At 66.6% G+C, this 24,478-nt stretch carries 22 protein-coding genes; 8 read left to right on the forward strand and 14 right to left on the reverse strand.

Going from position 1 to position 24,478, the window contains the following annotated elements; translation table 11 throughout:
* Window positions 1-93 precede the first annotated feature (93 nt).
* The 5 genes from SCA01S_RS03945 to lptB all read right to left on the reverse strand — a co-directional run bounded on the left by SCA01S_RS03945 (window position 94) and on the right by lptB (window position 5,615).
* Window positions 94-453 (reverse strand): hypothetical protein, encoded by a 360-nt coding sequence (locus SCA01S_RS03945; RefSeq protein WP_062783165.1) that lies wholly within the window; start codon window positions 451-453, stop codon window positions 94-96.
* Window positions 454-964: 511 nt separating this feature from the next.
* Window positions 965-1,666, reverse strand: a complete 702-nt coding sequence (gene ctrA / locus SCA01S_RS03950) for a response regulator transcription factor CtrA (protein WP_022675302.1) — start codon at window positions 1,664-1,666, stop codon at window positions 965-967.
* 316 nt (window positions 1,667-1,982) lie between these two features.
* A complete protein-coding gene (locus SCA01S_RS03955) occupies window positions 1,983-3,125 on the reverse strand; it encodes a tetratricopeptide repeat protein (RefSeq protein WP_084390785.1) in 1,143 nt (380 codons plus the stop codon).
* An 86-nt stretch (window positions 3,126-3,211) separates the two neighbouring features.
* On the reverse strand, window positions 3,212-4,777 hold the full coding sequence (gene rpoN, locus SCA01S_RS03960; RefSeq protein WP_022675896.1) for an RNA polymerase factor sigma-54: 1,566 nt from the start codon (window positions 4,775-4,777) through the stop codon (window positions 3,212-3,214).
* Window positions 4,778-4,829: 52 nt separating this feature from the next.
* Window positions 4,830-5,615, reverse strand: a complete 786-nt coding sequence (gene lptB / locus SCA01S_RS03965) for an LPS export ABC transporter ATP-binding protein (RefSeq protein ID WP_022675897.1) — start codon at window positions 5,613-5,615, stop codon at window positions 4,830-4,832.
* 151 nt (window positions 5,616-5,766) lie between these two features.
* Between lptB and SCA01S_RS03970 the strand changes: the two genes are divergently transcribed.
* Window positions 5,767-6,162 (forward strand): hypothetical protein, encoded by a 396-nt coding sequence (locus tag SCA01S_RS03970; RefSeq protein WP_157088852.1) that lies wholly within the window; start codon window positions 5,767-5,769, stop codon window positions 6,160-6,162.
* 112 nt (window positions 6,163-6,274) lie between these two features.
* Complete coding sequence (locus tag SCA01S_RS03975) at window positions 6,275-7,621, forward strand: TldD/PmbA family protein (RefSeq protein WP_062783174.1); 1,347 nt, start codon at window positions 6,275-6,277, stop codon at window positions 7,619-7,621.
* Window positions 7,622-7,638: 17 nt separating this feature from the next.
* Here SCA01S_RS03975 and SCA01S_RS03980 read toward each other — a convergent pair whose 3' ends face one another.
* The 9 genes from SCA01S_RS03980 to SCA01S_RS21645 all read right to left on the reverse strand — a co-directional run bounded on the left by SCA01S_RS03980 (window position 7,639) and on the right by SCA01S_RS21645 (window position 19,018).
* Window positions 7,639-8,037 carry a group II truncated hemoglobin gene (locus tag SCA01S_RS03980; RefSeq protein ID WP_062783177.1) on the reverse strand — a complete coding sequence of 133 codons (399 nt, stop codon included), beginning with the start codon at window positions 8,035-8,037 and terminating at the stop codon, window positions 7,639-7,641.
* Between the two features lie 71 nt (window positions 8,038-8,108).
* Complete coding sequence (locus SCA01S_RS03985; protein ID WP_062783180.1) at window positions 8,109-9,704, reverse strand: cisplatin damage response ATP-dependent DNA ligase; 1,596 nt, start codon at window positions 9,702-9,704, stop codon at window positions 8,109-8,111.
* 3 nt (window positions 9,705-9,707) lie between these two features.
* Window positions 9,708-10,715 (reverse strand): ligase-associated DNA damage response exonuclease, encoded by a 1,008-nt coding sequence (locus SCA01S_RS03990; protein ID WP_062783183.1) that lies wholly within the window; start codon window positions 10,713-10,715, stop codon window positions 9,708-9,710.
* 216 nt (window positions 10,716-10,931) lie between these two features.
* Window positions 10,932-12,884: an ATP-dependent zinc metalloprotease FtsH gene (gene ftsH / locus SCA01S_RS03995; RefSeq protein WP_062783185.1), complete on the reverse strand. Its 1,953-nt coding sequence runs from the start codon at window positions 12,882-12,884 to the stop codon at window positions 10,932-10,934.
* Window positions 12,885-12,999: 115 nt separating this feature from the next.
* Window positions 13,000-13,977, reverse strand: coding sequence for a tRNA lysidine(34) synthetase TilS (gene tilS, locus SCA01S_RS04000; RefSeq protein ID WP_500797053.1), 978 nt, complete (start codon window positions 13,975-13,977; stop codon window positions 13,000-13,002).
* On the reverse strand, window positions 13,973-14,962 hold the full coding sequence (locus SCA01S_RS04005) for a tetratricopeptide repeat protein (protein ID WP_062783649.1): 990 nt from the start codon (window positions 14,960-14,962) through the stop codon (window positions 13,973-13,975). Before SCA01S_RS04005 ends, tilS begins: the two co-directional genes overlap by 5 nt.
* A gap of 232 nt (window positions 14,963-15,194) precedes the next feature.
* Window positions 15,195-16,202 carry a helix-turn-helix domain-containing protein gene (locus SCA01S_RS04010; protein WP_062783191.1) on the reverse strand — a complete coding sequence of 336 codons (1,008 nt, stop codon included), beginning with the start codon at window positions 16,200-16,202 and terminating at the stop codon, window positions 15,195-15,197.
* 137 nt (window positions 16,203-16,339) lie between these two features.
* Entirely contained in the window at window positions 16,340-18,613 is a 2,274-nt protein-coding gene (gene ptsP, locus SCA01S_RS04015; protein ID WP_245652433.1) for a phosphoenolpyruvate--protein phosphotransferase, read from the reverse strand.
* A gap of 246 nt (window positions 18,614-18,859) precedes the next feature.
* Window positions 18,860-19,018, reverse strand: coding sequence for a YdcH family protein (locus SCA01S_RS21645; RefSeq protein WP_022676438.1), 159 nt, complete (start codon window positions 19,016-19,018; stop codon window positions 18,860-18,862).
* 388 nt (window positions 19,019-19,406) lie between these two features.
* Between SCA01S_RS21645 and SCA01S_RS04020 the strand changes: the two genes are divergently transcribed.
* The 6 genes from SCA01S_RS04020 (at window position 19,407) to SCA01S_RS04045 (ending at window position 24,457) form a co-directional block, all read left to right on the forward strand.
* Window positions 19,407-19,604, forward strand: a complete 198-nt coding sequence (locus SCA01S_RS04020) for a YdcH family protein (protein ID WP_022676439.1) — start codon at window positions 19,407-19,409, stop codon at window positions 19,602-19,604.
* A gap of 167 nt (window positions 19,605-19,771) precedes the next feature.
* A complete protein-coding gene (locus SCA01S_RS04025; protein WP_245652434.1) occupies window positions 19,772-20,344 on the forward strand; it encodes a DUF1465 family protein in 573 nt (190 codons plus the stop codon).
* A 57-nt stretch (window positions 20,345-20,401) separates the two neighbouring features.
* Window positions 20,402-21,322: an MBL fold metallo-hydrolase gene (locus SCA01S_RS04030; protein ID WP_043609201.1), complete on the forward strand. Its 921-nt coding sequence runs from the start codon at window positions 20,402-20,404 to the stop codon at window positions 21,320-21,322.
* Complete coding sequence (locus SCA01S_RS04035; protein WP_062783196.1) at window positions 21,304-21,981, forward strand: DUF4230 domain-containing protein; 678 nt, start codon at window positions 21,304-21,306, stop codon at window positions 21,979-21,981. The genes SCA01S_RS04030 and SCA01S_RS04035 overlap by 19 nt, the downstream gene beginning before the upstream one ends.
* Window positions 21,982-22,145: 164 nt before the next feature.
* Complete coding sequence (nadA, locus tag SCA01S_RS04040) at window positions 22,146-23,132, forward strand: quinolinate synthase NadA (protein ID WP_062783199.1); 987 nt, start codon at window positions 22,146-22,148, stop codon at window positions 23,130-23,132.
* A 203-nt stretch (window positions 23,133-23,335) separates the two neighbouring features.
* On the forward strand, window positions 23,336-24,457 hold the full coding sequence (locus SCA01S_RS04045) for an alkene reductase (protein WP_062783202.1): 1,122 nt from the start codon (window positions 23,336-23,338) through the stop codon (window positions 24,455-24,457).
* The last annotated feature ends 21 nt before the right edge of the window (window positions 24,458-24,478 follow it).

Genomic DNA, 24,478 nt, shown 5'->3' on the forward strand with positions numbered 1-24,478 from the left:
TCCGCGCCTCTGCGCCTCTGCGCGAATCAGATTGGGTCAAACCCAAATATTGCGGAATAGTGTGCATGTCCGAAAGCGCCCAAATGTGGACATCTACGGCAGTAAATCGTGTAAGAAGTCCAGTGTCATGTCGTTTCCGCTAGAAGCTAAAAGCTCAGAGCAACCATTTTTGATATGATGAAGTTCAATGTGGCCGTTTTCGCGATCCTCGATCTTCCGGACGCCGTCGAGCACGCACAGCACTCCGAATACAGCCGCCCTCGCCGCGTCTTGGCCGAACTCTTCGACGAGGGCGCGCTCGGGGCCGCTAAGGTTTTTCATCCATCTGGAACGCCGCGACCTCTCCTCCGAACGAAGTCGTCCCGGCGGATTTTGCCAAGTTTTCGCAAGCTCGACAGATAGTCTATCCAGTACAACTAGCTGGAGCAGGTCTACAAAAGCTTTCTGGTCCATAAAAGACATTTACGCGCAAGAGTGCCGATGCTCAATGTCCGCTTCCCTCCGACCTCGGCGATTCCTGGCGCAAGCGACATCGATAAACAAATGACCGCTTCCGACGCGCCAACTGAGGCGCCCGAACGTCGGCTATTATGGCGATCGTGGCGGAGGACCGGGAGATGGCCAGATCGGCTACTCGCGCCCATTTGAGGACATACTGGCGTTTTGCACAAGCAAAACAGCTGGACCCCGGATCAAGTCCGGGGTGACAATAAGTTTTTATTTCAATTATATTTTCCGTCACCCCGGACTTGATCCGGGGTCCAGCTTGATAACGTGCACCATGCCTGCAATCACTGCGCAGAGGCAGCCAACCACCAAAACACGACACATCCGCCCGGCAGCACGGCCGTAAATTCATCCGCTCGACGCTCGCCCGCACACCCAATGTTACACGTGAAACACCAAACGAAAACGGCCCGTCGTGGGAACGGGCCGCTTCGGGATTGTGCGCAGGAAAAGAGGATCAGGCCGCTTCGATGGCCGTCATGTCGTCGGGATCGCGCAGCACATAGCCACGGCCCCAGACGGTTTCGATGTAGTTCTCGCCGCCGCAGGCATGGGCCAGCTTCTTGCGCAGCTTGCAGATGAACACATCGATGATCTTGAGTTCGGGCTCGTCCATCCCGCCATAGAGATGGTTGAGGAACATTTCCTTGGTCAGCGTGGTGCCCTTGCGCAGCGAGAGCAGTTCCAGCATCGCGTATTCCTTGCCGGTCAGATGCACGCGCGCGGCGTCCACTTCCACGGTCTTGGCGTCGAGATTGACCGAAAGCTTGCCGGTGCGGATGACCGATTGCGAATGGCCCTTGGACCGACGCACCACCGCGTGGATACGGGCGATCAGCTCTTCGCGGTGGAACGGCTTGGTCACATAATCGTCAGCACCGAAGCCGAACGAGCGGACCTTGGAATCCATTTCGGAAATGCCCGAAAGGATCAGCACCGGCGTCTGCACCTTGGCGACGCGCAGCTTTTTCAGCACGTCATACCCGTGCATGTCGGGCAGGTTCAGGTCGAGCAGGATGATGTCGTAATCATACAGCTTGCCGAGATCGAGGCCTTCCTCCCCCAGGTCGGTGGAATAGACGTTGAACCCTTCGGCCGTCAGCATCAATTCGATAGCCTTGGCCGTTGCCGGCTCGTCCTCGATCAGCAGCACGCGCATGGATCAGCCCCTTCTTGCCATTCCCCGGCACAGCCCCCTACTGAGGCGCATGCCCATCATTAACCATATGACCTATGAACATGAAAGGTTAATTTAACGTAAGCACAGGTCCGGTGTCGGCAGCCATTTGCCAGCAATCATCGCTGCAAACCCCGCCCTCGTCGCATTCCCGCAAATCCTTACCGCGCCGCTTCCCCCAAAGCGACAACGGCAAGGCTTGCGAAGACCAATCGTAAGCCCACACGGTTAACGTGCTTTTCCATGCGCCATCGGGAAGAACGGCAATGGCAGGCGAGGATTCGCGACGCGAAAACGCTCAATCGGCGGCAATGCCCAGGCGCGCGGCGGCATCACGCAGCTTTTGCGCATTGGCAGGCTGGGTCTTGAACGCCGCCAGCCCCTTGGCCAGCGCCTTGGCTGCGTCATCGCGCCGGTCCTGCTGCACACGACTGCGAATCAACAGAATCCAGCCATCGACGTTGCCGGGGTTGCGCGCCAGCCGCGCTTCCAACCCATCGACCATGCCGCGCTCCATCGCCGCACGCGTGCCGCTGTCCACGCCGCCGGTCTGCGCGCCCGACGCGGTTTTCAGCTCGGCATGGGCCGGCCCCGGCAGCGCGCCTTTGCGGCGCTCGGCATCCTTGCCCTTGCCCTTTTCCTTGGTCTTGTCCTTGTCCACCTTGGGCAGGCGGGCCTGGGCATCGGCAATCGCCAGGCGCTTTTCCACCTCGATATGGTGGCGCTTGCCCACGCTGCGGATCACGCTGCGGATATCGCTGGCATAGGGCGCGTCGGGCGGCGTTTCGCTCAGCTGCGCAAACCAGGCGCGCAGGGCACGGCGGTGCTTGCCGGCCAGATCGAGCGACAGCGCCTTGAAATAGCGCGCCCGGGCATTCTTGGGATCGATCGCCAAGGCCTTGTCAAAGGCGATTCGCGCCCCGCGCGGCATCTGCCCTTCGCGGCGCGAGGCCATGACCAGCGCCTCGCCCAGGAACGAAAAGCTTTCGGCATGATCAGGATCGAGCGCCGTGGCCTTGCGCAGCGCACGCGCGGCGTCCTTGTAGCGGGCGTTCTGGAAATAGGCCCAGCCCAGCATGCGCCAGCCCTGCACGTCTTCGGGCTCGTCCTTCAGGCGCTGTTCCATCCGCGTGATCGTATCATCGACCACGGGCGAAGGTTCCGGGCTCGGCTCGGCATCGGGCGCCGCGTTCGAGGCGTCGGCCGCAGGCGCACTGGCATCGGGCAGCGGCGCGGGCACTGCACTGTCTAGCACCACCGGGGTCACTTCCGGCCGCTCGGGCTGGCCGGCGGCCTCGGCCAGTTCGGCCGGACGCTCCAGGCGATAGATGCCGATGCCGCCGCCGATGATCGCCGCCACCGTCAGCACGCCCACCGCCACACCGCGCCAGACCGGGGGCTTGGGCCCGCCAGCGGCAGAACTGTGGTCGGCTTCGTTCATCACATCTTCCCTCATGCCGCACCAGGGCGGCCCGATTTCGCCCGGCACCCGTGCGGCGCCGCATTATCCCGCGCCGCCCGGTGCGGTCAACGCACCCCGGCCAGCGCCTTTTGCCGGCGCCGCTGGACCGAGCTGCCCAGGCCAATCGCCTCGCGGTACTTGGCCACCGTGCGCCGCGCCAGGTCAAAGCCGCGCGCTTTGAGCAGATCGACCAGCGCATCGTCCGACAGGATCGCCTTGGGATCCTCGCCATCGATCAACTGGCGGATCGCCGCTTTCACCGCCTCGGCCGAAACCCCCTCGCCATCGGTGCCCGCCACACCCGAGGTGAAGAAATACTTCAGTTCGAACGTGCCGCGCAGGCAATGCAGATACTTGTTCGAGGTCACGCGGCTGATCGTGCTCTCGTGCATCTTGACCGCTTCGGCCACGGTGCGCAGCGTCATCGGGCGCAGGTGCGACACGCCGTGGCGAAAGAAGCCTTCCTGCTGCTTCACGATCTCGGCCGCCACCTTGAGAATGGTTTTCTGCCGCTGGTCCAGCGCCTTGACCAGCCAGTTGGCATCGGCCAGCCGCTCGCCCAGCCAGGCCCGCGCCGTCTTGTCCACGCAAGAGCGGCGCATTTCCACGTAATAGCTGCGGTTGACCAGCACGCGCGGCAGCGTGGCAGGGTTCAGGCTGATCGCCCAGCCGGGCACCTCCGCTCCGGCATCGTCAGCCGGATCGCCCGCGCCGCGCGCTGGCTGCACCAGGATATCCGGGCTGATCGCCTCGGCCGGGCCACTGCCGATGCGCAGGCCCGGCTTGGGATCATAACCGCGCAATTCGGCCAGCATGTCGGCAAAGTCTTCCTCGTCCACGCCGCACAGGCGGCGCAGCCGGGCCAGTTCGCCGCGGCCCAGCAGATCGAGATTGTCGAGCAGCCGCGCCATCAGCGGGTCATAGCGATCGGCCTCGCGCGCCTGGAGCGCCAGGCATTCGCCCAGCGTGCGCGCGCCCACGCCGGTGGGATCGAGCGTCTGCACCAGCGCCAGTGCCGCTTCCACCCGGCTCAGCGGCAGGCCCAGCGCCTCGGCCACCTCGGGCAGAGCCATGCGCAGGTAGCCGGTCTCGTCCAGCTGATCGATCAGCCAGCGCCCCACGAACAGCAGTTGGGCATCGGATGTCGTGGCGCCGATCTGGCCATGGAGATGCTCGGCCAGCGAGGCAGCGCTCGCGCCGCGCTCGTCGATATCCGGCCCTTCGCCCCCGCCACTGCCGCCACCGTCGGCGCCGATCGTCCCTTCGCGCAACCCGCTGCTGGCCAGATCAGACAGGGCGACGGCGCCATCACCGGTATCGCGATCAAGATCGAGCGCGGTGGCATCGATATCGAGCGGGCGGTCCTCGGCGGCGCGGCCCTCGCCCACCAATTGGTCGACCGGGCTCGATTCGAGATGGGTGCGCCGCAGGTCTTCGCCCGGGGCATCTTCGCCCGCAAGCGCCGGCCCGGCATCGCCCATTTCCAGCAACGGGTTGGCGTCCAGCGCCTCACCAATGAAGGTTTCCACCTCAAGGTTGGACAGCGCCAGCAGCTTGATCGCCTGCTGCAGCTGCGGCGTCATCACCAGCGATTGCGACTGGCGGATATCGAGGCGTGGACCAAGAGCCATGGCGGCGGGTATCAGCCGCCCATGGTAAACAGAATGCGAAAGCCGTGCGGCTTCACAACGTAAAGCCCTCGCCCAGATAGAGCCGCCGCACGTTGGGATCGGCCACCAGCGCCTCGGGGCTGCCGGCAAACAGCACCTGGCCGCCATAGATGATGCAGGCGCGATCGACGATATCGAGCGTTTCGCGCACGTTGTGGTCGGTGATCAGCACACCGATGCCGCGCTTCTTGAGATCCTTGACCAGATCGCGGATGTCGCTGATCGACAGCGGATCGATCCCGGCAAACGGTTCGTCGAGCAGGACGATCGACGGGCGCGCGGCCAGGGCGCGGGCGATTTCACAGCGCCGCCGCTCCCCACCCGAAAGCGCCATGGCCGGGCTTGCGCGCAGCCGCGTAAGGCCAAACTCGTCGAGCAGCCGATCCAGTTCGGCCGCGCGCGTCGCCTTGTCGGGCTCCACCAGTTCCAGCACGGTGGCGATGTTCTGTTCCACCGTCATGCCGCGAAAGATCGAGGTTTCCTGCGGCAGATAGCCCAGCCCAAGCACCGAGCGGCGATACATCGGCAGCTTGGTGATATCCACGCCATCGAGCAGGATGCGGCCCGAATCCGGCCGCACCAGGCCCATGATCGAATAGAAGCAGGTGGTCTTGCCCGCGCCGTTGGGGCCAAGCAGGCCCAGCACTTCCCCCTTGCCCACCGACAGCGAGATATCGGTCAGCACTGCCCGCTTGTCATAAGACTTGGCGATGGACACCACTTCCAATCCCCCTTGGGGAATCGGCACGGCGGCACCGGTGGCGGGTTCAGACGCGAGCGCGGAGGAAGAGCCAGTCATTCCCTGCTCATAGCCCGGACCGGCGCCACGGCAAACCCCAACGCGGCAGGATTGGCGCGATTGGTGCATGGCACGGCCGCGTGGACACGCTTGCACCGCGCGCACGGCCATGGTGTTATGCTGGTGGCGTTATGCCGGGGGAGAGGTGATCATGACAGCGAACAGGCCATTCATGGCCATGGAGCCAAGCGTGGCCGATCGCGCCGCCCGGCTGGAAAGCGCGCACAAGCGGGTCAGCAATGCGGTTGCCTATGGCCTGATGGTCTATACCGCGCTGCAGATTTTCCTGACGATGCGCGCTTTGGAAGAGGCCGACAACACGCTGCTGCCGATGATCGCGCTGGTCGTGCTGGTCGGTGCGATCATCCCGCTCTATCGCCGCATGGAAAAGCGCTGGGACGCCACCGCCGCCCGCCTGGCCGATGATCCGCCGGCCCTCGCCGCCGCGCTCAACCGCGCGCGGCTGACGGTGTGGGCGGTATCGATCGGGCTGCCGCTGCTGGTGACCGTGCTGATCGAAGGGCTGATCGCGCTGTTCGCCCACTGATGGCCGCCTGATTGCCCCCCTGATTGCCGCTTCGCGTCCCAGCGGCTAGGAGCAGCGCACGCCAGCCCGGTGTGGCTGGCCCCCGGTGTTTCAGGTTTGGAGTGCGCCCCCGATGTTGACCCCCACCCAGGCCCAGGAACGCTGCCAAGCCCTGATCGAACGCGCCCGGCGCGCCGGCGCAGAGGCGGGCGATGCAGTCTATCTCGCCAGCGGCGCGGAAAGCGTGAGCGTGCGCCTGGGCGCGCTGGAAGACGTGGAACGCTCCGAATCCGAGCATATCGGCCTGCGCGTGTTCGTCGGCGGCGCATCCGCCTCGATCGGATCGACCGACCTCGCCGATGCCGCGCTCGATGAACTGGCCAGCCGCGCCGTGGCCATGGCCCGCGCCGCACCGGCAGATCGCTTTGCCGGCCTGGCCGATGAACAGCTTCTGGCGCGCGGCCCCTTCCCCGATCTCGACCTCGACGATCCGGCCGAGCCCGCCCCGCAAGAGCTGCGCCGCCTGGCCGAGGAAGCCGAGGATGCCGCGCGCGCCGTCCAAGGCGTGACCAACAGCGAGGGCGGCAGCGCCAGCACCGGGCGCGGCGTGGTGGCACTGGCCACCAGCCATGGCTTTTCCGGCGCCTATGCCGCCAGCAGCCATTCGGTTTCGGCCAGCGTGATCGCCGGCGAAGGTGGCGCGTTGCAGCGCGACTATGCCTGGGCCAGCACCCGCTTTGCCGCCGACCTTCCCCCACCTGCCCAGATCGGGCGCGAGGCGGGCGAACGCGCCGTGGCGCGGCTTAACCCCGGCCGGGTGAAAAGCGGGGCGATGCCGGTGGTGTTCGATCCGCGCGTGGGCGGCTCGCTTGTCGGCCATCTGCTCGGCGCCATCTCGGGTTCGTCGATCGCCCGCCGTTCCAGCTTCCTGCTCGACTACGACGGCGCCCAGATCTTTGACAGCAGCGTGACCATCACCGACGATCCGCTGCGCCGCCGTGGCCTGCGCTCGCGCCCGTTCGATGGCGAAGGGCTGCCCACCGCCCCGCGCAAGCTGGTCGATGCCGGGCGCCTGACCGGCTGGCTGATGGACAGCGCGGCCGCGCGCCAGCTGGGCGCCATGCCCACTGGCCATGCCTCGCGCGGGGGATCGGGCGCGCCGCATGTCACCGCCGGCAACGTGGTGATCGAGCCGGGCACGCTCACCCGCGCGCAACTGATCGCCGATATTGCCGATGGGGTCTATGTCACCGAACTGATCGGCAGCGGCGTCAACGGCGTGACCGGCGATTACAGCCGCGGCGCCGCCGGCTTTCGCATCGTCAACGGCGAAATCGCCGGCCCGATCGCGGAGTTTACCGTGGCCGGCAACCTGCTGGCCATGTTTGCCGCGATGATCCCGGCCAGCGATCTCAAGATCGAACGGGGGATCGACGTGCCGACCCTGCGCATCGATGGCATGAGCGTGGCCGGCGACTGAGGCGCGGCGTTTTCACGTCAGCCGCGCGCCATGCCCAGCGCCATGCGTTCCAGCGCATCGCCCATGGCTTGGGCCACCTCGGCATCGGCCGGCGCCACCTCGGCAATCGCGCGGCGCATCGCTTCGGCCCATTGAGCCGCCGTTTCGCGATCGATCGGAAACGGCTTGTGCATCGACATCATGCACTTGCCGGGATTGCTGTCCCACCAGTCACGCGGCCCACCGCACCATCCCGCCAGGAAACTGGGCAGGGATGCGCGCATCGGTGCCAGGTCTGCCGCATGCATCGCCCGCAGCGCGGCATAGGCCGGGTCGCTTTCCATGAGGTCATAGAACCGCTCGGTGATCGCGCGCAGCGTGGCGTGGCCGCCGATGCGGGCAAATGGCGTTTCAACGGATTCGGCAGTCGCTGCCATGGCAGGCCTTTCGCGCGAGGGAGGGGATGCTTCCCCCTAACCGCCCCTGCCCCCAGCCACCTTGACCCTCATCAATCCGCCACCATCGCGCGCAAGGTGTCCAGCCGGTCGGCCTCGTGCGCGGGCTTGTCGCTGCGGATGCGGTGGATGCGCGGGAAACGCATGGCCAGGCCCGATTTGTGCCGCTTGCTGGCATGGACCGAATCGAATGCCACCTCCAGCACCAGCTGGCGATCAACCTCGCGCACCGGGCCAAAGCGGTTGACCGTGTGCTGGCGCACATGGCGATCGAGCCACTTCAGTTCCTCGTCGGTAAAGCCGAAATAGGCCTTGCCCACTGGCAGCAGGTCGGCCCCGGCATCGGGATCGCCATCCCAGCAACCGAACGTGAAATCGGAATAGAACGAGGATCGCTTGCCGCTGCCGCGCTGGGCATACATCAGCACGCAATCGATCAGCAGCGGATCGCGCTTCCACTTGTACCACAGCCCGGCGCGCCGCCCGGACACATAGGGCGCGTCGCGCCGCTTGAGCATCACTCCCTCGATCGCGTCATCCCGTGCACGGGCGCGAATTTCGGCCAGCTGGTCCAGGTTGTCGGCCTCGATCACCGCCGAAATATCAAAGCGCTGCGGATCGAGCTGAGGCATCAGCGCCTCTAGCCGGGCACGCCGCGCGGCCCAGCCCAGCGGCCGCAGGTCTTCGCCCTGCAGCTGCAACACGTCATACAATCGCACGAACGCAGGATAATCGGCGAGCATGGCCTTGCTTACGCTCTTGCGCCCCAGCCGCTGTTGCAGCGCGTTGAAGCTGGCCGCCCCACCCGCTTCGCCGCCCTGGTGGCTGCCGCGCACCAGCAATTCGCCATCCAGCACCGCCGGGATTTGCAACGCGCCGATCAATTCGGGAAAGCTGGCGGAAATATCATCCCCACCGCGCGAATAGAGCCGGGTTTGCCCAGCCACGTGCACCAGTTGCACGCGGATGCCGTCCCATTTCCATTCGGCGACAAACGCGCCCAGGTCCACCACCGTATCTTCCAGCGGCTGGGCCAGCATGAACGGGCGGAACAGTGGCAGGCTTTGCGCATCGGGCGGCGGCGCGCCATCAGCGGCCCAGGCAAACAGATCGGCATAGGGCGGCGCCTGGCCGTGCCACAGCTCTTCCACCTGTTCCACATCCACGCCAAACGCCTGGGCAAACGCCACCTTGGCCAGCCGCGTCGACAGGCCGATGCGCATCGCCCCGGTCGCCAGCTTGAGCAGAGCATAGCGGCCATTGGCATCGAGCCGGTCGAGCAATCCGGCCAGCCGCTCCGCCGCCGTGGCGCGGGTGGCGCCGGCCAGAACCTCCACCGCTTCGCTTACGCTGGGCGGGGGCAGTTGCGGTGTCTGCGGTTCGGGCCACAGCAGGCTGGCGGTTTCCGCCGTATCGCCCACATAATCGCGCGACAGGCGCCACAGCACCTCGTCCACCCGCGCATCGAGCAGCGCGCGTATTGTGCCCGCCTTCACCGCTGGAAAATTCAGCCCATCGGTCAGCGCGGCCAGCGCCCAGCCGCGGTCGGGATCGGGCGTGTCGCGCAGATACTGCGCCAACAGCGCCAGCTTGCCATTGCGGGATCGGGTATAGACCAGGCCATCGACCAGGGCGGCAAAGCGTTCCATCGCTCAATCGTCCTCGTCTTCATAGCCGACCATGGCCAGCGCGCGGGCCTTGCGCTGGTGCAGCGCGCACCAGCGCAGCAGCGCTTCTTCGCGGCCATGGGTGATCCAGGTTTCAGCCGGATTTACCTCGGCAATCGTCGCGGTCAGTTCGTCCCAATCGGCATGGTCGGAAATCACCAGCGGCAGTTCGACATTACGCTGTCGCGCCCGTTGCCGCACCCGCATCCAGCCCGATGCCATGGCAGTGATCGGATCGGGCAGGCGCCGGCTCCAGCGGTCGTTGAGCGCCGATGGCGGGCAGACCACGATGTGCCCGGCCAGTTCCGCCTTGGCCACGCCTGCGGCCGGGCGCAGTTCGCCCAGATCGATGCCCCATTCGCGATAGAGCGCGCACATCCGCTCCATCGCGCCATGCAGAAAGATCGGCGCATCGTGCCCGGCCTGGCGCAGTTCGGCGATCAGGCGCTGCGCCTTGCCCAGGGCATAGGCACCCACCAGCACGCAGCGCTGCGGATGGGCCGCCTGCGTTTCGCGCAGCCGCGCGATTTCCTCGGCGATCGGCGGGTGGCGGAACACCGGCAGGCCGAACGTCGCCTCGGTAATGAACACGTCGCACGGCACCGGCTCGAACGGGGCACAGGTGGGATCGGGGCTGCGCTTGTAATCGCCGGTCACCACCACGCGCTGCCCGTCGCGCTCCAGCAGGATCTGCGCCGATCCCAGCACGTGGCCCGCCGGCACGAACGTGGCGCGGATGCCGCCGGGCAGCGCGATCGTCTCGCCATAGTCCACCGCCTGCGCGCCTTCGGGCATCACGCCATAGCGCAGGCCCATGATCGCCAGTGTCGCCGCGGTGGCTACGGTCTGGCCATGGCCGCCCCGCGCATGGTCGGAATGCCCGTGCGTGACCAAGGCTCTCGGCACCGCATGGGCCGGATCGATCCAGGCATCGGCGGGCGGCAGATAGATGCCCTGTGGCTCGGGGCGAATCCAGGCAAGATCGATGGGCATGCGGGGTGACAATGGCCCGCGCGCCGGTTGGGTTCCAGATGGGCGTTGGGGCGAGGTTCACGCCCCTCCGTCAGGCCTTCGGCCTGCCACCTCCCGGAAAGCAGGGAGGACCAAAAAAATCCTCCCCATCACCGATGGGGAGGGGGACCGCCCGCGCAGCGGGTGGTGGAGGGGCTGGCGGAGCGCAACGCTCCGCCAGGCCGAAGGAGCGGACTGTCAGGCGCCGTGCGGCTGCAGCCCGCCATTGCTGCCACCGCCCAGGAAGCGGCGGCCGGCGCGCGGCACCGTGGCACCGGGTGCGGCGATCGGCCGCGCCGGGCCACCAAAGGTTTCCGGGCGTTCCAGCTGGCCGCCATCGACGAGGATCTTGATCTCGTCACCGGTCAGCGTTTCATATTCCAGCAGCGCCTGGGCCAGCACGTGCAGCTTGTCTTCATTGGCGCGCAGGATGTCGACAGCGCGGGCATAGCCCTGGTCGACCAGCGCACGGATTTCGCTGTCGATCAGCTTGTTGGTCTCTTCCGAGGCCATCATGCGGGCCGAACCGCCCATGCCGAGATAGCCTTCCTGCTGGTCTTCATACTGCAGCGGCCCAAGCTTTTCCGACATGCCCCACTTGGTCACCATCGAACGCGCCAGTCCCGTGGCATACTGGATATCGCCCGATGCGCCCGAAGAGACCTTGTCATGGCCAAAGATGATTTCTTCGGCCACGCGCCCGCCCATCGAAACCGACAGGTTCGCGTGCATCTTGTCGCGGTGATAGGAATAGCTGTCCCGCTCGGGCAGGCGCATGACCATGCCCAGCGCGCGGCCGCGCGGGATGATCGTGGCCTTGTGGATCGGGTCAGACGCCGGCTCGAATACCGAGACGATGGCGTGGCCAGCCTCGTGATAGGCGGTCATCTTCTTTTCGTCTTCGGTCATGACCATGGAGCGGCGTTCCGCGCCCATCATCACCTTGTCCTTGGCGTCTTCAAACTCCTGCATGGCGACGAGGCGCTTGTTGCGGCGCGCGGCCAGCAGGGCAGCTTCGTTGACCAGGTTGGCCAGGTCCGCACCCGAAAAGCCGGGCGTGCCGCGCGCGATCACGCGGGGGTTGACGTCGGGCGCCAGCGGCACCTTCTTCATGTGCACGCCCAGGATCTTTTCGCGGCCCTCGATATCGGGAACCGGCACCACCACCTGGCGGTCAAATCGGCCGGGACGCAGCAGCGCGGGATCGAGCACGTCGGGACGGTTGGTGGCGGCAATGATGATGATGCCTTCGTTGGCCTCGAAACCATCCATTTCCACCAGCAACTGGTTCAGCGTCTGCTCGCGCTCGTCGTTCGAATTGCCCAGGCCGTGGCCACGATGGCGGCCGACCGCGTCGATTTCGTCGATGAAGACGATGCACGGCGCGTTCTTCTTGGCCTGCTCGAACATGTCGCGCACGCGGCTGGCGCCAACGCCCACGAACATTTCGACAAAGTCCGAACCCGAAATGGTGAAGAACGGCACGCCTGCTTCACCCGCGATGGCGCGGGCCAGCAGGGTCTTGCCGGTGCCGGGCGAACCGACCAGCAGCGCGCCCTTGGGAATCTGCCCACCGAGCTTGGAAAAGCGGCTGGGATCGCGCAGGAATTCCACGATTTCCTGCAGTTCCTCGCGCGCTTCATCGATGCCGGCCACGTCATCGAACGTCACCCGGCCCGAACGTTCGGTCAAAAGCTTGGCCTTGGATTTACCAAAGCCCATCGCGCCCGAACCGCCACCCTTCTGCACCTGGCGCAGGGCGAAGAACGCCACGCCCAGGATCAGCAAGAACGGCAGCGACTGCGCCAGCACCCAGACCAGCATGTTGGGTTCTTCCTGCGCCTTGCCGGTGTAGGGCACGTTGTTGTCCTGCAACAACTTGGGCAGCAGATCCTTGTCACCATCCACCGGGGTGGTGGTGAAGGTCTGGTCGTTCTTCAGGGTGCCGGTGATCTTGTCCGCGCCGATCTGCACGTCGCGAACGGCGCCTTCAGCCACGCGGGCGCGGAAATCGGAGTAGCCGATCTGCGTGCCCGAAGCATCGCCGCGCGCCCCGAACATCGAGACCACCAGCAATAGCGCAAGGAAGATCCCTCCCCACACCAGTAGACTCTTGATCCAGGGATTACCCTGCGGCTGGTCATCGTTCATGGGCGTCACGCAATCCTTTCAGACAGGGAAGGTAGGTGCGATCCGCTGAATGGCAAGTTGCCGAATCGAACCCAGGCTGCCCAAGCAGGCAATAACGGCACGAAAGGGGCGCTTTTCACCCCGCGCGATGGGGCGGAACGCGCAAAAAGTGCCAGGTTGCCCCCTTCCCCTCCCCACGCAGGCCGGCCAGCGTCGCCACCTGGCCCTTCGCCAGCGCGGCATGCCAGCGCGCTAGTTCGGCGCCGCGCGGCATAAGCGTGGCCCCCATGGCGTTCAGCACCAGCTCCAGCACGCGCAGGGCCAGTGCCTGTGGCATGCCATCCGGCACGGCCAGCCGGCCATGCGCCTCGTCCCAGCCTTGGGCGAACAGGCGCTGCGCCGCCCAGTCCAGCGCGGCGTCGGCTTGGGCCAGGTGCTGCGCGCTGGCTGCCCAACCAGCCGGGTCCAGCCACGCGGCGCCGGCCAACCCAAAACGCACGCGCACCCGTTCAAACCGGGTGTCCTGGTTGGAGGGATCATCCGCCGCGACAACGCCCGCCGCTGCCACCACGTCGGCCAGTTCGGCCCGGCGCCAACCAAGCAGCGGGCGCAGCAGTGGCAGCGCGGGATCGCCCGGCACGCCCGCCCGCGCGCGCATGCCGGCAAGCCCGCGCACCCCCGCTCCACGGTTGAGGCGCATGGTCAGCGTTTCGGCCTGGTCATCAAGATGATGGGCGGTGGCCAGCGCAGCGAGCCCCTGCCCCCGCGCCCAGCCGGCCAGCGCGACATAGCGCGCGGCGCGAGCCCGGGCCTGGATCGCGCTGCCCCTGCCCAGATCGATGCGCAGGGTATGATGCGGCACGCCCAGATCAGCACACAGCGCCGCCACCGCGCGCGCCTCTGCCGCCGCTTGCGCACGCAGGCCATGGTCGACGGTGGCCACAGCAATCTGCCCTGGCGCATGGGCGGCGGCCAACACCAGCAAGGCACAGCTGTCAGGCCCGCCGGAAACCGCTAGGCCCACCCGGTCTGTCTCCGGCAGGTTCAGCGCGGCCCAGTCCCCGGCAAAGCGGGTCAGCGCGGCTTCGGGGATTGGGCCGGGCGCCGGCTCAATCGCACTTCACCCCTTTGATCGCGTTTTCATATTGCCCCTTGAGGCGCCCGGCGATCTGGTCGGGATAGGCATCGCGCAGTTCGGCAAAGGCGCCGCAGGCACGCTTGGTATCGTTGATGCGCGTCATCGCCACGCCCAGGTAGAGCAGGCTGTCGGGCGCGCGTTCGCCCTTCTTGTCACCCAGGTAGTTCTGCAGGAACCACTGCGCCGCCGTGCCGGGCTTGCCGTCTTCGAGATAGGCACGGCCGAGCAGATTGCGCGCCAGGCTGATCTGCTTGGCCTTGGGATAGGCCATCACGAACTTGTTCAGCTGGACCTGCGCCTCGGGATAGAACTTGGCGTCATAGAGCCGATAGCCATAAGTATATTCATCGGCCTGCTTGTCCCCGGTCGAGGGCATCTCGATCGCGGCAACGGCGGCCACCCGGTCGGCAGAGGCCTTGGCCGATGCGGGCGTGGCGGCCGGTGCCTTGGCCGGCGGCTGTGTCGGGCCAGCGGCCGGGCGCGGCGCCAGGCCGCTGCCGGCAGCCGGTGCGGGCGTGATGCCCGAAGGATTGGCGCCAGCCGGATCGGTTGCCGCCGCCGGCGGGGCCGCGGCGGTTTCCAGGGCAGACACGCGGGTGTCCAGCTTGCTCAGGTGGTTCTGGTTTTCCTCGGTCGCGGCGGTCACCTGGCGCAGTTGCGCTTCCACCGCATCGAGGCGGGACAGCACATCGGTGAGCGGGGTCGTCGCCACCGTGGGCACAGCCGGCGTGGGGGCCGGCGCCGTGGGCGTGATTTCCGGGCCAAAGGCGCGGCCGGCGCCATCGGGAAACACCTTGCGCTGCAAGGCGCGGATTTCTGCCTCCAGCCGGCGCAGCCGGGCTTCGGTGGTTTCGCCAGCGGCCTGGGCATGCGCTACCTGTGGCACCACCGGCACCACGGCCAGGGCGATGCCCAAGGCGGAAAACAACGCGGGGCTGGCCCGGCGGAACAAGGTCTTCATGGTAACTCCCGTCTCGATCATCTGCCGCCCCACGGCAACATCCGCCCCCCAGCGCATGTCCGTTCCTGAAAAGCTATATGCATCGGCCCGTTCGGCGCGTTTCGGGTCCGGTCTCAGGGCGTGTGGTGCAATGGCCGCAAAGTGCCGCACCGCGCGCGCGAAGTCGAGCCTTGTTGCAAGGACTTTGCCCCGCCCACGCCTTTGCCCGCCAAGCCTTTCGCCAATCGCGCGCTCAGTTCACCACGGCAGGCGCCGTAGCGGCCACCGTTGGCGCCGCGGCCGGCTGCACCGCAGCGTCACCGCCATCGGGGGCGCCCGCCGGGACAGAGCGCGCCGCCGTGCGCCGCACCAGGCGGTGGGCCGGGCCGGCAGCAGGCGTGGCGCTGGCCTGATCGGCTGCCTGATCACTTGGCGGCGGGGCGGCGGCATGATCGGCCCGCGCCCACAGCGCCGGACCGCTGACCGCCACGTCCTTGACGATTCCCTGCTTGTCGGCAATGCGCGGCACGGCCTGGCCGCCGATGGTGATCGTCAGCGCATCGGGCCGGCCGGTCCACAGCTTGGGATCGGTCACGCCATCGGGCACGGTATAGGTTTCGCCCTTGGCCATCAGCTTTTGCACCAGCTGCTTGCCACTGCCGTCATAGAACTTGACCCAGATGCGGTCTTCCTGCGCGGTGAACACCACCGGGCCATTGGGCCGCGCGGTCGGCGCTGGCGCGCTGGGCTGCTGCGACGCCGGCTTGGCTACGGCCGGCTTGGGCTGTTCGGGGCCGACCAGCGCCGGCAGTTCGGCCGAGGGCCAGTAATAGCTGCGCCAGAACACCAGCCCCAGGCCCAGCACCGCCACCACCAGCAGCCCGGCCAGCCAGCTGATCAGGCGCGAAGGGGTCTTGGCCGGATCGCCCGCTTCGAACTGGTGGATCACGCGGGTTTCGGGCGCCGGTGCGCGCGCACTCAGTTCGCGTCGCACCGCTTCGGCGATCGGCGCCTCGTCCAGGCCCACGGCCTTGGCATAGCTGCGCGCAAATCCGAGGGCATAGGGGCGACCGGGCAGGCTATCATAATCGCCCGCCTCCAGCGCCTCGACATGGCGGGCAGTGATGCGGGTGCGCGCGGCAATATCTTTCAGCGAAAGGCCCTGCGCCTCGCGCGCGGCGCGCAAGGTGGGGCCCACGCCCGCCGGGGCGGCGGCGTCCGGCTGGGGGGAATGAAAATCTGACCCGATCGAGTCGGCCAAGGCGCGGCTCCCGTCTTCTCTGCTTGTTTTGCAACCCGGTGGCTTGATGAAAAGCCGGTAAAAGGGGATCGTTGCAATTGCGCGAAAGTCAACCGTTTTGCGGCGCGCAACCGGCCAAAACGGTCATGCGAACCCGATCAGTCGCAATCGATGCCCTGCGCGCTGGCCCACTGCGCCACCACGCTGCGCATGTCGGCATGCGGCTCGCGCAGCCAGCCAGCCATGGCGTTGCGGATTTCGCCCAGATCGATCGTGCGGATCAGTTCCTTGATCGGCCCGACTGCGGCCGGCGTGATCGACAGGCGGGTAATGCCCAGGCCCAGCAGCGCCAGGGCTTCCAGCCGCCGGCCGCCCATTTCGCCGCACACCGTCAAGGCCGTGCCATGGGGCGCCACATCGCGCACCACCCGCGCCAGGAAGCGCAGGATCGCGGGGCTGAGCCAGTCATAGCGTTCGGCCAGCTTGGGATGGGCACGATCGGCGGCAAACAGGAACTGCGTGAGATCGTTGGTGCCGATCGACAGGAACGACAGGCGCGGCGCCAGTATATCGAGGCATTCGGCCAGCGCCGGCACTTCCAGCATGGCGCCATAGCGGATCGCCTCGGGCAGCACTTTCTTCTGCTTGCGCAGGAACGCCACCTGGCTTTCGAACACGGCCTTGGCCGCATCGAATTCCCACGGTTCGGTCACCATCGGGAACATGACGTTGAGCGTGCGCCCGGCCGCCGCCTCGATCAGCGCGCGCGCCTGGACCTTGAGCAGCCCGTCGCGTTCCAAGGCCACGCGCAGCGCGCGCCAGCCCATCGCCGGGTTTTCCTCGGTTTCGCCATCGTTGTGGCGCAGATAGGGCAGGACCTTGTCCCCGCCGATATCCACCGTGCGGAACACCACCGGGCGATCGCCGGCGGCATCGAGTACGTCGCGATAGAGCCGCTGCTGCCGCTCGCGCTGGGGCATCGTCGCGGAAACCAGGAACTGGAACTCGGTGCGGAACAGGCCGATACCATCAGCACCGGTCAGCGGCAGCATCGGCATGTCATCGCGCAGGCCGGCGTTGATCATCACCGTGATGCGCTGTCCGTCGCGCGTGATCGGCTCCACGTCGCGCATCGTGGCATAGTGGGCCTGCCGCTCGCGATTCTTGGCAAAGCGCGCCTCGAACGCCTCGATCAGGCTGGGCGCCGGGCGTACGTCGATCACGCCCTGGTCACCATCGAGCAGCAGGGTATCGCCTTCGCGCACCTTGCCGCGCAGCGCGCGCACGCGGCCGACCACGGGAATGCCCATGGCCCGCGCCACGATCACCACGTGCGCGGTGAGCGAGCCTTCTTCCAGGATCACGCCCTTCAAGCGGCGGCGATCGTATTCCAGCAGTTCGGCCGGGCCCAGGTTGCGCGCGATCAGGATCGCATCGCCTTTCAGCCCCAGGCTGGCGGCAGTGCCCAGTTGCCCCGACACGATCCGCAGCAGGCGGTTCGACAGGTCTTCCAGATCGTGCATCCGGTCGGCCAGCAGGGGATCGTCGATCTGGCGCATGCGCATGCGGGTGCGCTGCTGCACGCGCTCGATCGCGGCTTCGGCGGTCAGGCCGGAATCGATCGCCTCGTTGATGCGGCGGCTCCAGCCTTCGTCATAGGCGAACATGCGATAGGTCTCGAGCACCTCCTCGTGCTCTCCGCCCACGCCGAATTCGGCCTGGCTGGCCATGCGGTCGATCTGCTCGCGCATCTTGTCGAACGCGCGATAGACCCGCTGGCGCTCGGCCTCGGTATCTTCGGCCACGACATGCTCGATCGTCACGCGTGGCTGGTGGAACACGGCCTGGCCCACCGCCAGGCCCTTCACCAGGGTCTGGCCCTTGAGGCGATCGGGCCCGGTCAGGTGGTCGGGCACGCCGGCCACGTCTTCATCGTCGATCAGTTCGGCATTGGCGATCAGCTCGGCCAGGACCATCGCCACGGTCTGCAGCGCCTCGATCTCCACCTCTTCATAGCGGCGCGGATCGACATGCTGCACGGCCACCACGCCCACGGCGCGCTGGCGGCGCACGATCGGCACGCCGGCAAACGAGTGGAAGCGTTCTTCCCCGGTTTCCGGGCGGAAGGCAAAGTCGGGATGCGCGGCTGCCTCGGCCAGGTTGAGCGTCTCGATGTTCTGGGCGATCGTGCCGACCAGGCCCTCGCCCACGGCCAGCCGCGTGACGTGAACCGCCGCCTGTTCCAGCCCGCGCGTGGCGAACAGTTCCAGCATCCCCTCGCGCAGCAAATAGATCGAGCAGACCTCGCTGTTGAGGTTTTCGCCGATTACATCGACGATGCGGTTGAGCTTGGCCTGCGCGCCGGATCGCGAGGCCATGACCTCGTGCAGCGAGGTGAGGATCGCGCGGGCAGAGGCGACGGCAGTCAACATGACCAAAGGCCTAGCGCAGCCCATGCCGTTTGCAAACGGGGCCTGCCGCCATTGCGGAAATATTCGTATGCAACTGTGCCGCGGCCGCCAGCGGCGCTCTGGGCAAAAGGCCGGTCCCCGTGGGGGAACCGGCCGTGTTTGTCAGGCGTGGCCGCCGCAATCGGCCGCTCACGCCTGTTACAATCCAGGGGTATTGATCGTTTTCAGGTTATGTTCGCTTGGTTGGTTGGTTCCGGCGCAAAGGGATCAGTGAATCAGCGCCAGTTCTTCCTTGATGCGCAACTTGCGCCGCTTGAGCTGCATGAGCAGGGCCACGTCGGGGGCTGGCCGTGCCATTTCCTCGGAAATCCGGCGTTCCAGGCCGGCGTGCTTTGTCTGCAAGGCGTTGATGTGCGTCGTTTCCATGCGTTGACCTCCTGAGGGGCGCGGGCCGGGATAGGCCGCTGCCCGGTCAAAACCCGTGCGAGAGACATTCCCGCGCGGCTGGCTCCGGTGTCTGCGGCTCCGATGCTTCTGTTCTGCGAGTCGCTGACAGTCGGTGCGTTGTCATGCTCCCACATTCGCCGTATCTTGCAAGTGGAACCGCGCCGGGTCGCACCGGCATCGCGTTCATGTGTAGAGGGCGATGACGAAATGTGCACCATCAACGGTCAACGGGTTTTCCAGCGGCCCCGCGCGCCGTTGGCCGGTGCGTGGTCGCCAGCGTGAGTCGGCAACCTGAACAACGCTAGGTGCAGATGGGAGGCGATGTGGCAGCTTGGGGTAGCAAGGTCGGTTTCGGGGAGTGGTTGGTGTGACCGAAGAGGAAATGCGCAAGCGGCTCGAAGCGCTGCGGCTCGAGCATCGCGACCTTGACGTGGCGATAGATGCGCTGAGCGCCAATGGCGTGGCCGACCAGCTGCAGGTGGCGCGCCTGAAAAAGCGCAAATTGCTGCTGCGCGATCAGATCAGCATGCTCGAAGACTATCTTATCCCTGATATTATCGCCTGATTTCAAACGATTGCATACCGTATTTACCGATTCCGCCTGCCGTGCAAAGCGTTCCGTATCGAGACAGCGGCAAAGCGGTGGCACTTGGCCACTGCCGGGGCATTGAGCCGGCGGGGCGATCGGCCTTAAAGCCGGCTTTGATCCATGGCCGGCGCATCCGCTCGGGCATGTTCGTACCCAGCAGGCCACCCATTCCGATCGCCACCATGCCCGTCACGCCCAGCGCCAATCCGCGCATCATCGAAGCGCTCTATGCAGAGGCGCTGGCGCTGGCCGATCGCGCGCGCGATGCGTTCGAGGCCTTGCGCCGCCAGCCGGCCAACGATGCGGCACCGCCAGCCGGCGGCAGCCTCGGCGCGGACGAAGACCTGGCGCATGTCCAGGCGAGCTGCGAGGCGCTGCGCACCACCACGCGGATCATGCATTGCCTGGCCTGGCTGCTCAACCACCGCGCCTGGTTCGCCGGCGAACTGACCGAGCTGCAACTGCGCCGCCACGGCCGCCTGATCGCCCATTTCCCGGCAAGCGACCCGGCCTGCATTATCCACCTGACCCTGGCAGCACAGGCGGTAGTGCACGAGAGCGAACGGCTTTATCAGCGCATCACCCGGCTGGAACAGGCCTGGCAGCGCCAAGGCATGGCCAACGCCGCACCGCACGATCCTCTGACCGACCCACTGCCCGCAGCGCTGATCCACCTGCGCGAGCGGTTGGGCCTGGCGCTGGCCGAGGCGGGCTGAACCGACGCGCCACGTCGTGCCTTGCGCATGGGGGCGGCCGTCCCCATAGCACGGGGCATGGCCAGTTCCTCCCTTCCCGATCGTTCCACGTGGAACACCGGCATGGCCGCCCAGCTTGAACCGCTGGTGCGGCGGGTGCTGGCACCCAATCCATCGCCCTATACCTATACCGGCACGCAGACCTATATCGTCGGCGCCGGAAACGATGTGGCGGTGATCGATCCCGGCCCCGATGGCACCGGCGCGGCGGGCCATGCCGATACCAACGGCGAAGGCCATGTCGCGGCAATCGTGGCGGCGGTGGGCAGCGCCCGCATCGCCGCGATCGTGTGCACCCATACCCACCGCGACCACAGCCCTGCTTCACGCCCGCTGGCGGCATTGACTGGCGCACCGATCATCGGCTGCGCACCGCTGGCCCTGGAAGATGATGGCCCGCGCGCCGATGCGGCGTTCGACCCGGATTATCGCCCGGCCCGCGTGCTGGCCGAAGGCGAGGAACTGCGCGGCGATGGCTGGACCTTGCAGGCCGTGGCCACGCCCGGCCACACCAGCAACCACCTGTGCCTGGCCCTGGTGGAAAGCGGCGCGCTGTTCACCGGCGATCATGTCATGGGCTGGTCCACCAGCGTGGTCTCGCCGCCCGATGGCGACATGGCCGCCTACATGGCCTCGCTGCAAAAGCTGTATGACCGGCCGCAGGACCGCGTCTATTATCCCGCGCACGGTGATCCGATCGACAATCCGCACCAGTTCGTGCGTGGCATGCTGGGCCATCGCCGCCAGCGCGAGCGGCAGGTGCTGCGCGTGCTGGAAGGCGGGCTGCACAATATTCCCGCCATGGTGGCACAGATGTACAAGGGACTGGACCCGCGGCTGACCGGTGCCGCGGGCCGCTCGGTATTGGCGCATCTGCTCGATCTGGAACGCCAGGGCCGGGTTGTTCGTTCGGGGGAACAATGGACGACAGCACGCTGAATAGCCCGCCCCTGTCAGGGAACTCTCCCCAACCCGCGCCCACGGTAGTGGTGGCGCGGCGCAGCGCTCTGCCTTGGCTGCTGTTCGTGGCGGCACTGGCGCTGGCCGGGCTGTTTGCCTGGCTCCTGTGGAAACCACAGGACATCGGCGACCCGCTGGCCACCAGCCTGGTGGCGTTCGAGCGGCAGAACAGCCTGACGGTGTTTAGCGCCGAACTGGCCCCGGTGGTGTCGAGCGACGACAGCCGCCTGTTCGGCCTGGTGCAGTCAAAGCAGGTGGCGGTAATCCCGGCGCGCGTGGATTACACCATCGATCTTTCGCAGATGAACCGCGATCGCATGGCGTGGGATGCCACTAGCCAGACGCTGTCGGTGCGCCTGCCACCCCTGCGGTTGAGCCGACCCAACCTGGACGAGGCGCGCGCGCAATACCTGCGCGAAGGCGTGTGGATCACCCGCGCTGCGCAGGACAAGCTGACGCGCGACAACACCCGCCTGGCAGAACAGCTTGCCACCAACCAGGCTGCCAATCCCGTGCTGATGGGCCTGGCCCGCAGTGCCGCCAAGGATGCCGTGCGCCAGAACCTGGCCATTCCGCTCCAGGTAGCCGGCTATGGCAAAGTCACCGTCAACGTGACGATCGATGGGGACACCCGCTAAGGCCCCTCGGCAAGATCCTCCCCATCCCCGATGGGGAGGTGGCAGGCCGCAGGCCTGACGGAGGGGCATTTCCCCAATCCCGGCTTGGCAACACGCGCCCGCGCCCCTAAGTCGCAGCCCAAGGAATCCGGGCGTGCCGCATCGCCTGGAAGCAGGAGCATCCCATGACGGCCCAGCCCACCAACTTGTCAGGCCTTGACCTGCGCGCGGAAATCGATCGCCTGCGCATCGAACGCAAGGCCGTGATCCTGGCGCACTATTACCAGAAGCCGGAAATCCAGGACCTGGCCGATTTCGTGGGCGATTCGCTGGAACTGTCGCGCAAGGCGGCAGCGACCGACGCTGAAGTGATCGCCTTTTGCGGCGTCCGCTTCATGGCCGAAACCGCCAAGATCCTCAGCCCCGAAAAGATCGTGGTGCTGCCCGACATGGACGCCGGGTGCAGCCTTGAGGATTCCTGCCCGCCCGATCAGTTTGCCGCCTTCCGCGCGCAGCATCCCGATCATATCGCGCTCACCTACATCAACTGCTCGACCGAGGTGAAAGCCCTGTCGGACGTGATCGTGACGTCATCGAGCGCCGAGACGATCCTCGCCAAGATCCCGCCCGAACAGAAGATCATCTTCGGCCCCGACCGGCACCTGGGCGGCTATCTCAACCGCAAGTTCGGGCGCGACATGCTGCTGTGGCCCGGCGTGTGCATCGTGCACGAAGCCTTCAGCGAAACCGAGTTGCTCAAGCTCAAGGCGCAGCATCCCGATGCGCCGATCGCCGCGCACCCGGAATGCCCGGCGCACATCGTCGACCATGCCGATTATGTCGGGTCGACCAGCGGCATCCTGAACTATGCCAAGGCCATGACCGGCGATACGCTGATCGTGGCGACCGAGCCGCACATCATCCACCAGATGCAGTTGGCCATGCCCGGCAAGACATTCATCGGTGCGCCCGGTGCCGATGGCAACTGCAACTGCAACATCTGCCCCTACATGGCGCTCAACACGCTGGAAAAGCTCTACCTGGCGCTGCGCGATCTGACGCCACGGGTGGAAATCGAGGAAACCCTCCGGCTTGACGCCAAGAAGAGCCTGGATGCCATGCTGGCGATGGCCAGCGGCACCGTGGGCCAGGGCGATCTGGGCCGGCCTTGAGCGGGGTTTGAGCCTGCCGGGCGCACGCCTTGACCTGCTGATCCGCGAAAGCCCGGGAGCCTTTATGGCCTTCCGGGCTTTTCTTTGCCGGTTTCAAGAAAACCTGCCGCCGCCCTGCCCGTGCCCCCTTGCGCGGCGGAACGGTCGCGGCCAATATACGTTGCAAAGAAAAACCCATAATGCATTTCCAGCAAGAGGCCTGCATGACCGAGACTTCCAGCCAGCCCCACCACGCCGCGCTGTTCCAGCCGATCGATCTGGGCGCGATCCATGCGCCGAACCGCATTCTCATGGCCCCGCTCACCCGCGGCCGCGCCGGGCGCGATGGAGTGCCCACGCCGATCATGGCCACGTATTATCGCCAGCGCGCCAGCGCCGGCCTGATCATTTCCGAAGCCACCGGCATCAGCCGTGAAGGCCTGGGCTGGCCCTATGCCCCCGGCCTGTGGACTGACGCCCAGGTCGAAGCGTGGAAGCCGGTGACCGAAGCCGTGCACGAAGCCGGCGGACGCATCGTCGCGCAGCTGTGGCACATGGGCCGCGTCAGCCATCCCGATCTCAACGATGGCCAGCCGCCGGTCTCTGCCTCGGCCACGCGCGTGCCGGGCCATGTCCATACCTTCGAAGGCCGCAAGGACGCGGTCGAAGCGCGCCCGCTGCGCCTCGATGAAATGCCGCGCCTGCTCGATGACTATGCCCGCGCGGCCGAAAACGCCAGGAAGGCCGGGTTTGACGGGGTGCAACTGCACGCCGCCAATGGCTATCTGATCGACCAGTTCCTGCGCGATTCGGCCAACCTGCGCACCGACGAATATGGCGGCAGCCCGGAAAACCGCGTGCGCCTGCTGCGCGAAGTGATGGAACGCCTGATCGGCGTGTGGGGGGCAGAGCGCGTCGGCGTGCGCCTTTCGCCCAACGGCGATTCGCAAGGGGTGGATGACAGCAACCCCGAGGCCGTGTTCGGCCTGGCCGCCCAGGTTCTCGAAACGCTCAAGCCGGCGTTTGTGGAACTGCGCCAGCCCGGCCCGAATGGCACCTTTGGCGCCACCGACGTGCCGCAGCAGGATGGCCTGATCCGCAAGATCTATACCGGCCCGCTGGTGCTCAACAGCGATTACACTCCGCAGTCTGCCGCGGCCGACATTGCCTCGGGCCGGGCCGATGCGATCAGCTTTGGCCGCCCGTTCATTTCCAACCCGGACCTGCCCGCGCGCATCGCCAAGGACGCCCCGCTGGCGCCCAACCGCAACGTGCCCGAATCGTGGTACTTCCCCGTGCCCGAAGGCTATGCCGACTATCCCACGCTGGCCGAAGAAACCGTCTGACGCGCCAATCACCCAGCGGCC

The sequence above is a fragment of the Novosphingobium capsulatum NBRC 12533 genome, assembly GCF_001598375.1.
In the GTDB taxonomy this organism is placed as follows: Bacteria; Pseudomonadota; Alphaproteobacteria; order Sphingomonadales; family Sphingomonadaceae; genus Novosphingobium; species Novosphingobium capsulatum.

What these genes read in the sequence shown, in the direction of transcription:
- SCA01S_RS03955 (WP_084390785.1), bottom strand. Translation starts at nt 3,125, where the DNA reads ATGAACGAAGCCGACCACAGTTCTGCCGCTGGCGGGCCCAAGCCCCCG.
- SCA01S_RS04025 (WP_245652434.1), top strand. Translation starts at nt 19,772, where the DNA reads ATGTTCGTACCCAGCAGGCCACCCATTCCGATCGCCACCATGCCCGTC.
- SCA01S_RS03980 (WP_062783177.1), bottom strand. Translation starts at nt 8,037, where the DNA reads ATGGCAGCGACTGCCGAATCCGTTGAAACGCCATTTGCCCGCATCGGC.
- SCA01S_RS21645 (WP_022676438.1), bottom strand. Translation starts at nt 19,018, where the DNA reads ATGGAAACGACGCACATCAACGCCTTGCAGACAAAGCACGCCGGCCTG.
- SCA01S_RS03990 (WP_062783183.1), bottom strand. Translation starts at nt 10,715, where the DNA reads ATGCCCATCGATCTTGCCTGGATTCGCCCCGAGCCACAGGGCATCTAT.
- SCA01S_RS04030 (WP_043609201.1), top strand. Translation starts at nt 20,402, where the DNA reads ATGGCCAGTTCCTCCCTTCCCGATCGTTCCACGTGGAACACCGGCATG.
- SCA01S_RS03985 (WP_062783180.1), bottom strand. Translation starts at nt 9,704, where the DNA reads ATGGAACGCTTTGCCGCCCTGGTCGATGGCCTGGTCTATACCCGATCC.
- lptB (WP_022675897.1), bottom strand. Translation starts at nt 5,615, where the DNA reads ATGACTGGCTCTTCCTCCGCGCTCGCGTCTGAACCCGCCACCGGTGCC.
- SCA01S_RS03975 (WP_062783174.1), top strand. Translation starts at nt 6,275, where the DNA reads ATGTTGACCCCCACCCAGGCCCAGGAACGCTGCCAAGCCCTGATCGAA.
- SCA01S_RS03970 (WP_157088852.1), top strand. Translation starts at nt 5,767, where the DNA reads ATGACAGCGAACAGGCCATTCATGGCCATGGAGCCAAGCGTGGCCGAT.
- ptsP (WP_245652433.1), bottom strand. Translation starts at nt 18,613, where the DNA reads ATGTTGACTGCCGTCGCCTCTGCCCGCGCGATCCTCACCTCGCTGCAC.
- SCA01S_RS04045 (WP_062783202.1), top strand. Translation starts at nt 23,336, where the DNA reads ATGACCGAGACTTCCAGCCAGCCCCACCACGCCGCGCTGTTCCAGCCG.
- nadA (WP_062783199.1), top strand. Translation starts at nt 22,146, where the DNA reads ATGACGGCCCAGCCCACCAACTTGTCAGGCCTTGACCTGCGCGCGGAA.
- ftsH (WP_062783185.1), bottom strand. Translation starts at nt 12,884, where the DNA reads ATGAACGATGACCAGCCGCAGGGTAATCCCTGGATCAAGAGTCTACTG.
- SCA01S_RS04035 (WP_062783196.1), top strand. Translation starts at nt 21,304, where the DNA reads ATGGACGACAGCACGCTGAATAGCCCGCCCCTGTCAGGGAACTCTCCC.
- rpoN (WP_022675896.1), bottom strand. Translation starts at nt 4,777, where the DNA reads ATGGCTCTTGGTCCACGCCTCGATATCCGCCAGTCGCAATCGCTGGTG.
- ctrA (WP_022675302.1), bottom strand. Translation starts at nt 1,666, where the DNA reads ATGCGCGTGCTGCTGATCGAGGACGAGCCGGCAACGGCCAAGGCTATC.
- SCA01S_RS03945 (WP_062783165.1), bottom strand. Translation starts at nt 453, where the DNA reads ATGGACCAGAAAGCTTTTGTAGACCTGCTCCAGCTAGTTGTACTGGAT.
- SCA01S_RS04005 (WP_062783649.1), bottom strand. Translation starts at nt 14,962, where the DNA reads ATGAAGACCTTGTTCCGCCGGGCCAGCCCCGCGTTGTTTTCCGCCTTG.